Genomic DNA, 12,347 nt, shown 5'->3' on the forward strand with positions numbered 1-12,347 from the left:
ACCTCGTCGCCGGGCCCGGCGAGCGCGAGGATGGTGAAGAACATGATCGGCTTGGCGCCCGGGGTCACGACGACGCGGTCCGGGCTGACCCGCATGCGCCCGGTCCGCTCGAGGAACGCGGCCACGGCCTCGCGCAGCGCCGGGATGCCGGGCGCGGGCACGTAGTGCGTATGGCCCGCGCGCAGCGCCTCGACCGCGGCCTCGCTGATGTGGCCGGCCGTCGGAAAGTCCGGCTCGCCGATCTCCAGGTGGATGATCGTCCTGCCGGTCGCCTCCAGGGCCTTGGCGCGGGCGAGGACCTCGAACGCGGACTCGGTGCCGAGCCGTCCCATCCGCTCGGCGAGCCGGAAAGCCGTCATGAAGGCGATGATAAGTTCCCGTGCGAGACTGCCCGGCCATGGACGCGGGCTCGCCACTTCCCCAGGCGCCACATACGCACCATCTGTCCTCTTTGCACACTCCATGCATGGACAAATCGCCCATAATGCCCTCACAAAAGGTCACAGAGTGTGCGAAGTGGCCCGCCAGGGGCTACAGCGAAAGGCGCTGCCCGGGTGCGGGGCAGCCCGGGCTAATCGCGGGGGCTGAGCACACAGAACTCGTTGCCTTCGGGGTCGGCGAGGACCACCCATGTCACGTCGCCCTGACCGATGTCGATCCGCCGCGCGCCGAGCGATTCCAGGCGGCGGACCTCGGCCTCCTGGTCATCGTCGTTGGCCGGGGCCAGGTCGATGTGCAGCCGGTTCTTCAGCGTCTTGGTCTCGGGAACTTGCACGAATACCAGGCCGGGCCCGCGTTCCTCGCGCGGGACCTGGCGGCTCGTGTCGAGCGCATGCGGCGGGGCGACGACCACTTCGTCGTCCGCCTCGTAGGCGATCGGCCAGCCGAGGACCTCGGCCCACCAGCGGCTTTGTGCGGTCATGTCATGACAGTCCACGACGACCGTGTACCAGCGCAGGCTCATGTCCGAAAACATACTCGATGCGGTACGGCGTGTCAGGCGCCGGCGGTCAGCGGTTGCCGGCGCGCCAGACCAGGCGAAGGCCTGACCAGTCGTCGTCGGTCGCCGCCATCGCGCGCCGGCTCAGGGGACGGGGGGGTCGTGGTGCGCCGCCGCGAACTCCCGCTCGTCCTGCGTCAGGTCCGCGTCCTTGAGCAGGGTCACCACGGTGACGTGCCTGCCGACCGGACACCACTGCACCCGCCACGGTCCCAGCCGCAGCGCCTTGACGGAAGCGCCTGGAATCCAGACCGTGGTAAAGAGGTGGCCCGCACGGCACCGCACGGGGACGTTCGGGCCGAACTTGTACCCGCGGCTCAGTGCGATGACCGTCGCCACGGCGTAGCCGGCGATGACGCCGCCGGCGATGGCAAGCCCGCGCTTCCGCTTCGATGACATGCTCCCAGGCTACAGCGGCGCATTACCCGGGCGGCCGCCTGCGCGCCACGTGCAGCACCGCGCCCCAGTGGCGGCGCAGCCGGCCGTCGGGCCGGGCCGCCAGGCGGCGGCGGATCTCGCCGTAGAGCCTCCTCCGCTGCCAGGGCGCCATGGCGATGTGGCCGGAGAACGTGTCGAGCAAGCGGATGTACGCCTGCGCGGTGTACCTGATCTCCCAGTCGAAACGCCGCAGCCGCACGTCGGTGAAAAGCCCGCTGGCCTCGATCTCCTCCGCGCGGTCGGGGAGCGTCTGGGGCGTCGCGAAGTCCGTGCCGTCGGGCACGCCCTCGCCGATCTCCTCGTACACCTCCTGGAGTTCGCGGAAGAACGGGTCGCCGTCGCGGGGCACGACGTGCACGGCCTCCCAGAAGGCCAGGTGGCCGCCGGGCTTGAGCAGCTCCCACGCCCTGCCGTACCTGGCAGCCGGGTCGATCCAGTGCCAGGCGGTGGCGGCGAAGACGAGGTCGAACGCGGCCGGCGCGGGCGGGCGCCACGTCTCGATATCCGCGTTGACCACGGTCACCCGCGCGAACCCGGCCAGATTGCGGCTGGCCTGCGCGGCGAGCGCGGGGCCGAGTTCCACGCCGGTGATCGCGAAGCCGCGCCGCGCGAGCGGGAGCGTCGCCTTCCCTGTGCCGCAGCCGATCTCGAGGAGTTCGGCGCCCGGCTGAAGGGCCGCGAGCGCGGCCAGGTCGTCGAACAGTTCGGCAGGGTAATCCGGGCGCGCCTCGTGGTAGCAGGCCGCGGCGCTGTCGAACGTCGTCCTGAGTTGCTCCCGGCTGCCTGGCACGGCACCAGACCTTACCCGTTCCCCCGGCAGCGCAGGCCGGCCGGGGGAGAAGGTTCACCGGGCGAGCACCCGGGACCGTTCGGGATAAGTGTCTTGGTTTTCAGCCGCCGAAGCCGCACATTTCAGCGGCCTCATCCAATGCCAGGTCCCACGGGAAGGCGTTCACCACATCGGCTTCGCCGTGCGCGGGGTGCGGCCGGACGCTGCCGGCACCGAGCAGGATGCTGACGCCCTCGGCGCGCAGCGCCTTGACGCTGCGCGCGAACGGCGGGCGGCCGGCCAGCGCGTCGCTGACGAACGGCAAGACCACGATCGGGATGCCGAGGCCGGTCTGTTCGGCCAGGACGCCCAGGGCGTAGGTGTCGCTGATCCCGAGCGCCCACTGGTTGATCGTGTTGAACGTCGCCGGCGCGACGATGATCGCGTCGGGAATCCGCGACCTCGGCGCGCCGGGCTTGCTATACTGGCTGCGGACCGGACTGCCAGTTTCCGCCTCGATTTCCCCGGCGTCGAAGAACTCGAGCGCGGACGGGGTGGCGATGACCTGGACCGTCCAGCCGCGCCCGATGGCGAGCCTGACGAGCGTGCCGATCGCCGCGGCCGGGCCCGCGCCGCACGCGATGATCGAAAGCACGGGGGTCTCGCGAGCCATAGCACGAGGATAGGAACCGCGCGGCTGGTTGTCTGCCGGTACGGCTCGGCCCCGCGCGGGCGGCGGATCACGGGCGCATAATGGCGGCATGAGGCGCCGGCTCACGCGGGCGCCTTGGACCGCAGGATCCGGATGAACTCGCGCATCCATGCCGGGTGATCCGGCCAGGCCCGAGCCGACACCATCTGCCCGTCGATCACGGCGGCGCCGTCGACGAACTCACCGCCCGCCGCCGCCACGTCCGGGGCGAGCGCCGGATAGGCGGCGCTCTTGCGTCCGGTGAGCGCGCCCGCGGCGGCGAGGACCTGCGGGGCGTGGCAGAGCTGCGCCACGGGCCGGTCGGCTTCCATGAAGCTGCGCACGATGCGCTGGACGTCCGGGTCGTTGCGGATGTACTCGGGCGCCCGCCCGCCGGGGATGACCAGGGCCACATAGCTGGCCGGGTCGACGTCCGCGAAGGCGAGATCCGCGGGCCAGGTGTAGCCGGGCTTTTCTGTGTAGGTGTCGTAACCGTCGACGAAGTCGTGGACGACGAACTGCAGCTTTTTCTTCGACGGCGCCGCGATGTCGACCTCGTAGCCCTCCTCGAGCAGCCGCTGATAGGGGTACATGACCTCCAGCGATTCCGCGGCGTCCCCAGTGATGATCAAGACCTTCGGCATGGCTGTTCCCTTCATCTCGCTCGATCTGCGGTAGTCACAACCGGACTACGCCAGTCCAAATCCCCGGGGGCGCGCGAGTCAACCCCTGGCCTGCGGTCGCACGCCGGGTGATCCGGCTCACCGGCTGCGGGCTTTTGGCCGGTGACCTGGGACTTAGGTCCCCATGGCGAGAGCACGCGGGCTGGTTCACTCATGACATGTTCGTCAGCGGTGAGATAAGGCTGGAGGTCGCCTTCGGGGACGCGCTGGCCCGGCTCGCACGGCTGGCCGGCGCCGGCTGGCTGCGCGCGGCCTCGGCTGAGGCGTACGACGAGTCAGGCGCCGCGCTGGCGCGGGTCGGCCCGCTGGGTGGCGTGCCCGGGCTCTCCCGGCTGGTGGAGGTGCGGTTCAGCCAGCTGGCGGTCCATGACGGGCACGCGGTGCTGCCGCTGCGATGGGAGGCGGCCGGGGCAGGTGGCGCCTTGTTTCCCGCCCTCGACGCGGATATCACGCTGGCCCCGGCCGGGGAGCGGGCCAGCACGCTCAGGCTGTCCGGCGTTTACCGGCCCCCGCTCGGCGCGTTCGGTGCGGGTCTGGACCGGGCGGTCTTTAACCGGGTGGCGATCGCGACGATACGCAGGTTCATGGGCAGCGCCGGGGATGCGATGACCCAGCTGGCCGGCACGGCCGGGCAGGAACAAGCGAGCAGCCGGAAGGAGTGGTCCTGGGTCGCCGCCCCCGCAGGCGCCGTCGACTGTTTACCCGGAGTGATCGGCGCCTTTTCGTGGTTGCATAGGGTGTCCAGGGGAGGACCACGGGGCCGGCTGGGGGCAGCATGCTCGCGATCTCGTTCAACAGCGTCCTTATCATCGCGGGGATCTCGGTCTTGGTGCCGGTCGTGCTCGGCCTGCTGCCCCGGCTGCCAGTGCCCGGGGCCGTGCTTGAGGTGATCGCCGGCATCGTCGTCGGTCCGTCGGTTCTCGGCTGGGTGCGCGAGGACGCGCCGGTGCAGGTCCTGAGAGATCTCGGCCTGGGCATGCTGCTGTTCCTGGCCGGGCTGGAGATCGACGTCGACCGGCTGCGCGGGCCGCTGTCGCGGCTGGCGAGCGCGGCGTTCGGCGCTTCTGCCGTGCTCGGGTTGCTGTGCGGTCTGGTTTCCTGGCTGGCCGGCCAGGCCACGCAGCCCCTGCTGCTGGCGATCATTCTCATGTCGACGTCGGCTGGGCTGCTGCTTCCGCTGCTGAAGGACGCGGGGGAGGGGACCACTGAATTCGGCCAGCTCGTGATGACCGCGGCCGCGCTCGCGGAGGTCGTGCCCATCATGCTCTTGTCGCTGTTCTTCTCGGCGGCGTCCAAGACGTCGCAAGAGCAGCTGATCTCGCTCGGGATCTTCCTGGCCCTGCTTGTCCTGATCGGGCTCACCCTGAGCACCGTCCGTCGGCTGCGTGGCCTGGACCGGATGCTCGACCACCTGGAGCACAGGAGCGGCCAGCTGCGCGTGCGCGCCGCGCTCACGCTGGCGCTCGCGTGCGGCGTGCTCGCCTACCGGTTCGGCTTCGCGTCGATTCTCGGCGCGTTCGCCGCCGGCCTGCTCGTGAAGCTGGTCGAGATTTCCCGCCACAAGCCGGATCCGGATTTCCAGACCAAGCTGGAGGGCATTGGCTTCGGTTTCCTTATTCCGATCTTCTTCATCGCCACCGGCGTCGAGTTCCAGCTGAAGGACCTGCTGGACCACCCGGTCGCGCTCGCCGAAGTGCCGCTGTTCCTCATCGCGCTGCTGTTCGTGCGCGGACTGCCCGCGCTGCTGTACCGGAGGCGTACCGGCACCCGCCGCGCCGTGGCCGCCGGGCTGCTGCAGGCGACCACGCTGACGTTCGTGATCGTGGCGACGCAGATCGGTCTTGCCGCGGGGAAGGTCACGCCAACGGTGGCCGCCGCGCTCGTCGCCGCCGGCCTGCTGTCGGCAGCCTTGTTCCCCATCGGGGCTCAGCGGCTGCTCTCCCGTGCCGAGCCGGTACCGTCTGGCGTCGCGACGCGAGACGATCAGCTGCGGTGAAAAGGCTGGATTCCGGACGAGTGCTCGATGCCCGCGCTCAGTCCCGGCTGGCTGGCTCGGTCCGCGCTGGCTCGGTCCGCGCTGGCTCGGCGGTGTCGAGCAGCCGCCGCAGCGCGCTGGTGTAGCGCTCTAGGGCGGTCCGGCCATCGCGGGTGAGGGCGACCGTGGTCAGCGCGTTGACGCCGCTGCCGGTCTTGTCCGTCTGCACGTACCCGGCGCCCTCCAGTTTGCGCAGGTGGGTGATCAGGTTGCCCGGTGTCAGCCCGATCATGTCCTGCAGCCTGGTGAAGGACAGGGTGTCGCCGTCCGGCAGCGCCGCCAGCGTCACCATCAGGCGAAGCCGGGCCGGCGCGTGGATGACCGGGTCGAGCCCGTCGTCGCTCATCGGCGCGCCCGGGCGAACGCGACGGCCGCTACGACCAGGAACCCGGCCCCGGCCGCCAGCGCGTCCACGGCCCAGACCCCCACCGCGCCCGCGAACCCGCTGCACCCCGCCACGACGATCTGCCAGCCGCCCAGGCCGAACACGTGCCAGTTCTGCCAGACAGCGGTGCTGGCGACGAGAACTACCCCGGCCACGAGTATCGGCCCGGATGCGCCCATCACTGCGATGACTCCCAGGCTCGCGCCGGCGGAGCGGAGCGCGGCCTCCATGAGGTACACGCCGCCCAGTCCGAGGGCACCTGCCAGGACGTAGCTGCGCCGCCGCCGCGCGGACGCGCCGCCAACGCCGCTGACCGCCCGGTTCGTCACCCCCACGGTGGTCGCACAAGCGATCGCGGCGAGCACGATGACCAGCGCGATCGCCCAGCCCTGCGGCGCCTGGTAGGGCCGCTGCCCGCGGACCGACAGCCAGATCACGCCGTAACCCAGCAGGTATACCAGCCCCCAGCTCGCGAAGATCGCCGGGCGGTTGATCGTCAGCTCGTGTTCGGCCCGCTTGCGCGCCTCTCCCATGATGGCTATCGCGTCCCGCGCGTCCATCGCTCCCTCATCGGGGCCCGTGGCGTCCCGCATGCCGGTTCCCTCGTTCATGGCGCCTCCAGACTTAACTTTGTGGCTCAAAGCTAGTGTACTTTGCATTTCAAAGTCAAGAGCGGGGCGGGTGGCCTGAGCGCGGAATAGCCAGCGGAATAACCAGGTGCCCCGCGGTAGCGGGGCTGCTAGGTTCCTGCTGTGGACGAGGATGCCTTCCTGCGTCACGTTGCCGGACGTCTCGGGGACCTGCCCGCAGTGAAGGCGGTCACCCTGGGCGGTTCCCGCGCCGACGGCACGCACCGGCCGGACAGCGACTGGGATTTCTCGATCTACTACAGAGGTCACTTCGATCCGCAGGCGCTGCGCGACGTCGGGTGGCCTGGCGAGGTTTTCGAAGTCGGCGGCTGGAGCCCTGGCGTGTTCAACGGCGGGGCGTGGCTGGACGTCGACGGCCGCCGGGTGGACGTGCACTACCGCGACCTGGACGCCGTTGACCGCGAGATCGCCGCGTCACGGGAAGGCCAGTTCTGCATCGAGCCGCTGATGTTTCACCTCGCGGGTATTCCGTCCTACCTGCTGCTGGCGGAGCTGGCCGTCAGGCTTGAGCTGCGCGGCCAGTTGCCGACCCCGGAATTCCCGCCCGCACTGCGCGAGCGGGCACCGGGAGTCTGGTGGCGCAGAGCCGAACAGACGTTTGGCTACGCGCGCGCCAGCCACGCACCCTACGGCCGGCTGGCCCAGTGTGCCGGGCTCGTGGCCCAGGCGGCCTCCCAGGCGGCGCATGCGGTGCTGGCCGCTCGCGGCCAGTGGGTCACCAACGAGAAGACACTGCTCACCCGCGCGGGGCTGCGCCAGGTCGATGAGTTCATCGCCGCTGGCGCAGCTGATCGCGGGCTCGGCCCCGGCGTGCTGCGCGACGTTGTGGACACGTCCCGTGCCCTCTGCTTCGCAGCGGTGCAGGAGGCTCGCTCAGCGGGATGGCGGCATGCGGCGCTTTCGTGAGCTGGCGGCCGGCGTCCTCATAGCCACTGCTGACTTCGCCGCCACCAACAGCGTGGCGGTCGTCGCTGGCGACGGCGGGTGTCTGGTCATCGACCCGGCCATATCGGTCGCCGACCTTTCCGGGCTGGCGGCCGATCTTGCCGGGTCCGGGTTGCGGGCGCGGCTGGGTTTCGCCACCCACCCGCACTGGGACCACGTGCTGTGGAACCGTGAGCTGGGTGCTGTGCCCAGGTACGCGGCCCCGCGCGCGGTGACGATCACCCTGACCGAGCGCGACGGCATGGTCAGGCAGCTCCAGCGGTCGGCGCCTGGGCACGATCTGGACCTGTTCGGGCAGCTAGTGCCGCTGCCGGAGGGCGCGGACGCGATTGCCTGGGACGGGCCGGCCGCCCGGCTGATCATCCACGACGGCCACGCGCCGGGGCACGCTGCGGTGTTTCTCCCTGACTCCGGTGTCCTGGTGGCGGGCGACATGCTTTCCGATACCGAGATTCCGGTCCTGGATACCGTCGCGGACGACCCGCTCGGCGATTACCGCGCGGGCCTGGCCCTGCTCGGCGCGGTGCCTGGTGTGCGGTGGCTCGTGCCGGGTCACGGGAACGTCGCGGACGCCGGGGAGTTCCGCCGCCGCGTGGCAGCCGACACGGGCTATCTTGACCTGCTGGCGGCGGGCAAGCCCTTCCATGACCCCCGCTGCACCAAGGACTGGATGCGCGACGCGCACGAGCGGCAACTGCGAACCGTCGCCGGCCTTAGCTGACAGGTATCGGGTCGTCGTCGCGCGTTTGCCGGCGCCTGTGCCGCCACGCCGTCCAGATGATGACGCCGGCGATGGGCCCGGCGCCGGCGAGCATGGTGGCGCGGATTCCTGCCGCGGTCGCGACCCAGCCGCCGGCGAGTGCGCCCAGTGCCTCCGCGCCTCCCGCGACGGTCCCGTACAGGCTGCTGACCCGGCCAAGCAAGCGGTCGGGCACGCGGCGCTGGCGCATCGTGACCGCGGTGATGTTGAACAGGGCAAAGGCCGCGCTGCTGGCCGCGAGCATCAGGGCGGCGACTATCACGTTGGCGGTGAGGCCCAGGACGAGCTGGCTTGCGGCCATGACGAGCCCGGCAAGCAGCAGCGACCCCCATGCGCCCATTCGCCGGGTGAGGCGAGACCCGGTCGCGCCGGCCGCGATCCCGCCGATCGCGCCGATCGCCAGCAGCGCGCCGTAGGCGCCAGGCCTTTGGCGCAGGATCTGGATCACGTACAGGACGAGCACCGCGAACCACGCGGCATCCATGGCGCTGATGACGCCCACAGCGATCGTCAAGTCCCTGATGTCGGAGTGGCCCCGCAACCACGCCAGGCCCGCAGCGAGATCCCGGCGCATGGTGGCACCCCTTCTCGCCGGGCCCGGCTGCCGCGCAGGCAGGAAAACGCTGGGCAGGGTGAGCAGCAGCAGCACGGCGACGCCCAGTGTCCCGGCGTTCACCGCGAACGGCAGGACCGCCGCAAGGCCGAACAGCCAGCCCCCGGCTGCGGGCCCGGCCAGTTCGCTGCCGACGATCTGCCCGGCGATCACCCGGCCGTTAGCCCGGTCCAGGTCGGCGGAATCCACGAGCCGGGGCACGCACGTCGCGGCGGCGGTGTTGCGCAGCGCCGAGCCGACGCCCGTAGTGAAACCCGTGACGTAGATCAGGGCCAGCCCGGCCGCGTGCACCAGGATCGCCGCGGCCAGCGCCGCGATGATGACTGCCCGCGCAGTGTCTACCGCCACCATGAGCCGGCGCCGGTCGCTGCGGTCGACGATGACTCCCAGCCCTGCGCCGACCAGCAGCCACGGCAGGCTCTGCACCGCGGTGACCGCCGCGACAGCGGCCGGCGAGCGGGTGAGCTGGGCAGCCAGCAGGGGGAGGGCCGCCAGCCGCACGCCGTCCCCGAAATTTGCCAGGAAACCTGACAGCCAGTAACGGTGGAACGGCTTCGGCAGCGCGGCGGCAGACGCGACCATGCCCGGCATCATCTCACGTCGTCGTTATCGTCCCCGGTCCGATCGTGCCGCGAGGTCTCGCTACCGGCGGTTGATGTCCATCAGGTGATCGTGCATTTCATGAGCGTTGCGGCGGATGATCTCGACTGCGCCGAGGGCGCCGAATTCCGGATGGCGGACCTCAGCGCCGGCGGGAGCCGCTCGCGCCGCGTGGTCCCAGTCACGTGCTGCCGACCGCAACACGATCAGGCCAACCACGGGCGAAAGCCGCTCGTACCGCCGGACATCGGCGAGGGCGTTCTCGTCCCAGCAGGTGATGCCGCGATCAGGATCGTGTGTGAGGGTGAGAAGCCGCTCGGTGCCGATGCGCAAGACGTCGACCAGGTGCCACGGGTACATCGCGGCCGACCAGGGCGGGCCCGTGCGCTGGCTTGGGTCCGGGCTTCGCGCGAGGGCCGCCGACACGGCGTCAGGGGTTTGTGCCACCAGGTCGATGGCGGCCTGGCGCGCGATGGTCCAGTCGGCCTGAACGAAGAGGCAAGCAGCCGGCTGGGGCAGTCACCCCGCTTCCGTTCGGAATAACAATTGCCCTTTCTCTCCCGAACGGACCGTGGCGGCTGTCCAGCGTCCCTATCCTGACGATCAGCTTGGCAGGCTCCGGGCGGAGAGCGAGCTCCGCTTAGCCCGCCCGGCGGCGGGCTGGCCCGTCCCTGCCCGCACGCGACCGATGATCCGGTAAAGCGAGTGGGGCTGCGCGGCCCATACTCTTACTCTCTCGTCTGTCCTGTGGATGGACCGGTGGAAGCCACCTCGGTTCCCGGCCGATCCGGCCGGCCGATGGCCCGGCATGGGCGCAACCTGGCTGCTCAGCATCGGAGCGGGGATCAGCCTGGCCATGCGGCACGGCGGCACGGCGGCACATCTGTGAGTGACCGTGCGTCGCTCCGGTTCGCTGTGCGCTCGGGCACGCAGCGGGCAGGGGTGCTTATCTGCGTCCCGCGTCGCTGGTGATCGTCTGTCTAGACTTTTGACTTGTAGCCGTGCGCCACGATTCCAAAAGAATTATGGAAGCCGAGTCGCTCGCCAAGGCGCTGTGCTACTCCAAGCTGACTTGACCAATACGGGATAAGCGTGGCTTCGTCGAATGCGCCGCGGGCGAAGGAGAGAACCGATTCCTCATCGACTCCATCGCGCACAACATGGTACTCCACCGTATCGCGTGGGTTTGTCTCATCGAAGGCCCCGCGCATTCTACGTAGCCTGGTCTGAAGCCCCTCTACAAGACTGCCCTGCCGTAGGCGCCAGGCAAAGTACGCTGCTCGCTCGGCGCGATGAGCTGCTGGATGTCGCGAATACCATACAGGGTCCTGCAGCGTGAGAAGCGCGCCGCCTCTTACGATCCGCCGGGATGCTTCGCTGAGAAATCCCATGTAATCAGGGATATGATGGAGAACTGACACGCACATTAGCAGGCTGTAGTCTGCGTCAACGTGGCGCAATTTGCCGTCAGGCGCGTAGAGCGCATGGAGCTTAGGGTTCGTGCCGAACCGACGTTGCAACTCCTCGATCGAGGGTCTGGACATGTCAACTGCGGTGACATCGCAGCCCAAGGCGAGCGCGTGCATGGTGAATCCTCCGTGTCCCGCGCCGATCTCCAGCACTCGCAGCGGGAGTCCCTGCTCAGCGAGCCTATGTACGGTTCCGCGCAGTACTTCAACCAAGCGGTCATGCAACGCCGGCTGAGCCAGATGGGGGCTTCCTCTCCGGTAGTCGATGCCGGAATGGTAATACGCCTCCTGCGGGTTCATGGTTTAACTCGGGCTCCCTGTTTCCATACCGGGCTCGCCGAGAGCGGTCAACACCGGACACGGCGACCTTTCACCACATGCCTACGTGCCACCTGCCTGGAGCCGCTCGCCAGGAGCTATGCAGCACTAGTATCGAGCATGCAGCGGTGATACGAGCCTTACCTGCCCAGAATATGCCTTAAGCGCCGGCCCCCTCACGGCGGTGGCCGGCCAGTCGTGCCAGCTGCAGGCGCTGGCGCTGGCCCGGTTAGTGATTCGAGCATTGGGCAAGCTCCAACTTGCCGTGCACGGAATACGCGCCGAAGCGGGCCGTGTTAATTTAGCGACGGCGGTGCCGGTCAGGCCCCGATCCCGGCAGGTCCGTAAAACTATTGCCTTCGTGCCTCGAATGCGCATGCTCCAGAACGGATTGTTCTGTACGCGCCGACGGCGGCGCGCCGAGTGTTCCCGAGCCCCGCGGGATTGGCTGGCCGCGCGACTGGCGGCGATCACTGTCGCCGCGGCCGTGACGGTATCGGCCCGCTGCCGAAGTGTCTATACATGCGGCTCCATGCACGGCCGGCGCGGGCGCTCGCACCATGCGGATGGCACAGCGCATGGCAACCGCGCACAGCGCCGTTCTGCATGTGGGCACGAGCCGGATATCGAGGCGGAGATTTGGTCCAGATCCAGGTATCCTGCTCCAGGCGCCAGATGCGCCGCATTGACCCCTGCTGACACGAGCTGACCATCGATGATGGTGACAGTCAGCCCATCTCCATGCTGATTTCGGATGCCATGCCGCGTTCAGTATTCACTCGCCGCCACCTAAGCTTCAACGAGAGGCTTCCCCTCATCCACAAGCTGATGCGCTCGCTGGTGGGACACGCCGAGCGCAATGCCAACGTCCCGCAACGGTAGGCCCTGCTCGTGCAGGTGCCGGGCGGCGTTCCGGAGAAGCCTGGCTGCCTCGGACTGGTCGCGCGCCGCGCGCACGCAACGCCGCTGACTCGTCGAGTTCGCGCCGCAC

Annotated in this window: 15 protein-coding genes; 4 read left to right on the plus strand and 11 right to left on the minus strand. The window is 69.5% G+C overall.

What is annotated here, in order from left to right; all coding sequences use genetic code 11:
• The 6 genes from Q1N79_RS05085 to Q1N79_RS05110 all read right to left on the minus strand — a co-directional run.
• The coding region (locus tag Q1N79_RS05085; protein WP_300605080.1) for an aminotransferase class I/II-fold pyridoxal phosphate-dependent enzyme at positions 1-359 on the minus strand (359 nt) is incomplete at its 3' end.
• 212 nt (positions 360-571) lie between these two features.
• The gene (locus Q1N79_RS05090; RefSeq protein ID WP_300605082.1) at positions 572-964 is read right to left on the minus strand and encodes a VOC family protein; all 393 of its coding nucleotides are present in this window, start codon (positions 962-964) and stop codon (positions 572-574) included.
• A gap of 120 nt (positions 965-1,084) precedes the next feature.
• Entirely contained in the window at positions 1,085-1,399 is a 315-nt protein-coding gene (locus tag Q1N79_RS05095) for a hypothetical protein (protein ID WP_300605084.1), read from the minus strand.
• A gap of 22 nt (positions 1,400-1,421) precedes the next feature.
• Positions 1,422-2,228: a trans-aconitate 2-methyltransferase gene (locus Q1N79_RS05100; protein ID WP_300605086.1), complete on the minus strand. Its 807-nt coding sequence runs from the start codon at positions 2,226-2,228 to the stop codon at positions 1,422-1,424.
• 100 nt (positions 2,229-2,328) lie between these two features.
• Entirely contained in the window at positions 2,329-2,880 is a 552-nt protein-coding gene (locus Q1N79_RS05105; RefSeq protein ID WP_300605088.1) for a flavoprotein, read from the minus strand.
• A 101-nt stretch (positions 2,881-2,981) separates the two neighbouring features.
• Positions 2,982-3,542 (minus strand): DJ-1/PfpI family protein, encoded by a 561-nt coding sequence (locus Q1N79_RS05110; RefSeq protein ID WP_300605090.1) that lies wholly within the window; start codon positions 3,540-3,542, stop codon positions 2,982-2,984.
• 197 nt (positions 3,543-3,739) lie between these two features.
• Between Q1N79_RS05110 and Q1N79_RS05115 the strand changes: the two genes are divergently transcribed.
• Together Q1N79_RS05115 and Q1N79_RS05120 are read left to right on the plus strand one after the other, a co-directional pair.
• Positions 3,740-4,471 (plus strand): hypothetical protein, encoded by a 732-nt coding sequence (locus tag Q1N79_RS05115; protein ID WP_300605092.1) that lies wholly within the window; start codon positions 3,740-3,742, stop codon positions 4,469-4,471.
• Positions 4,357-5,577, plus strand: coding sequence for a cation:proton antiporter (locus Q1N79_RS05120; RefSeq protein ID WP_300605093.1), 1,221 nt, complete (start codon positions 4,357-4,359; stop codon positions 5,575-5,577). The genes Q1N79_RS05115 and Q1N79_RS05120 overlap by 115 nt, the downstream gene beginning before the upstream one ends.
• A gap of 37 nt (positions 5,578-5,614) precedes the next feature.
• Here the strand turns inward: Q1N79_RS05120 and Q1N79_RS05125 are convergent, their stop codons facing one another.
• Both Q1N79_RS05125 and Q1N79_RS05130 read right to left on the minus strand, forming a co-directional pair.
• Positions 5,615-5,962, minus strand: coding sequence for a transcriptional regulator (locus Q1N79_RS05125; RefSeq protein WP_300605095.1), 348 nt, complete (start codon positions 5,960-5,962; stop codon positions 5,615-5,617).
• Positions 5,959-6,612: a hypothetical protein gene (locus Q1N79_RS05130; protein ID WP_300605097.1), complete on the minus strand. Its 654-nt coding sequence runs from the start codon at positions 6,610-6,612 to the stop codon at positions 5,959-5,961. The genes Q1N79_RS05125 and Q1N79_RS05130 overlap by 4 nt, the downstream gene beginning before the upstream one ends.
• 141 nt (positions 6,613-6,753) lie before the next feature.
• Here Q1N79_RS05130 and Q1N79_RS05135 point away from each other — a divergent pair, with 141 nt between their 5' ends.
• Entirely contained in the window at positions 6,754-7,557 is an 804-nt protein-coding gene (locus tag Q1N79_RS05135) for a nucleotidyltransferase domain-containing protein (protein ID WP_300605099.1), read from the plus strand.
• On the plus strand, positions 7,541-8,317 hold the full coding sequence (locus tag Q1N79_RS05140; RefSeq protein WP_300605101.1) for an MBL fold metallo-hydrolase: 777 nt from the start codon (positions 7,541-7,543) through the stop codon (positions 8,315-8,317). Before Q1N79_RS05135 ends, Q1N79_RS05140 begins: the two co-directional genes overlap by 17 nt.
• Here the strand turns inward: Q1N79_RS05140 and Q1N79_RS05145 are convergent.
• From Q1N79_RS05145 to Q1N79_RS05155, 3 genes are all read right to left on the minus strand, one after another.
• Entirely contained in the window at positions 8,310-9,551 is a 1,242-nt protein-coding gene (locus tag Q1N79_RS05145) for an MFS transporter (protein ID WP_300605103.1), read from the minus strand. The genes Q1N79_RS05140 and Q1N79_RS05145 overlap by 8 nt on opposite strands.
• Positions 9,552-9,611: 60 nt before the next feature.
• Complete coding sequence (locus Q1N79_RS05150) at positions 9,612-10,016, minus strand: hypothetical protein (RefSeq protein ID WP_300605105.1); 405 nt, start codon at positions 10,014-10,016, stop codon at positions 9,612-9,614.
• A gap of 533 nt (positions 10,017-10,549) precedes the next feature.
• Entirely contained in the window at positions 10,550-11,338 is a 789-nt protein-coding gene (locus Q1N79_RS05155; protein ID WP_300605107.1) for a class I SAM-dependent methyltransferase, read from the minus strand.
• Positions 11,339-12,347: the final 1,009 nt, after the last annotated feature.

The sequence above is a fragment of the Trebonia sp. genome (assembly GCF_030042015.1).
Classification (GTDB): Bacteria; Actinomycetota; Actinomycetes; order Streptosporangiales; family Streptosporangiaceae; genus Trebonia.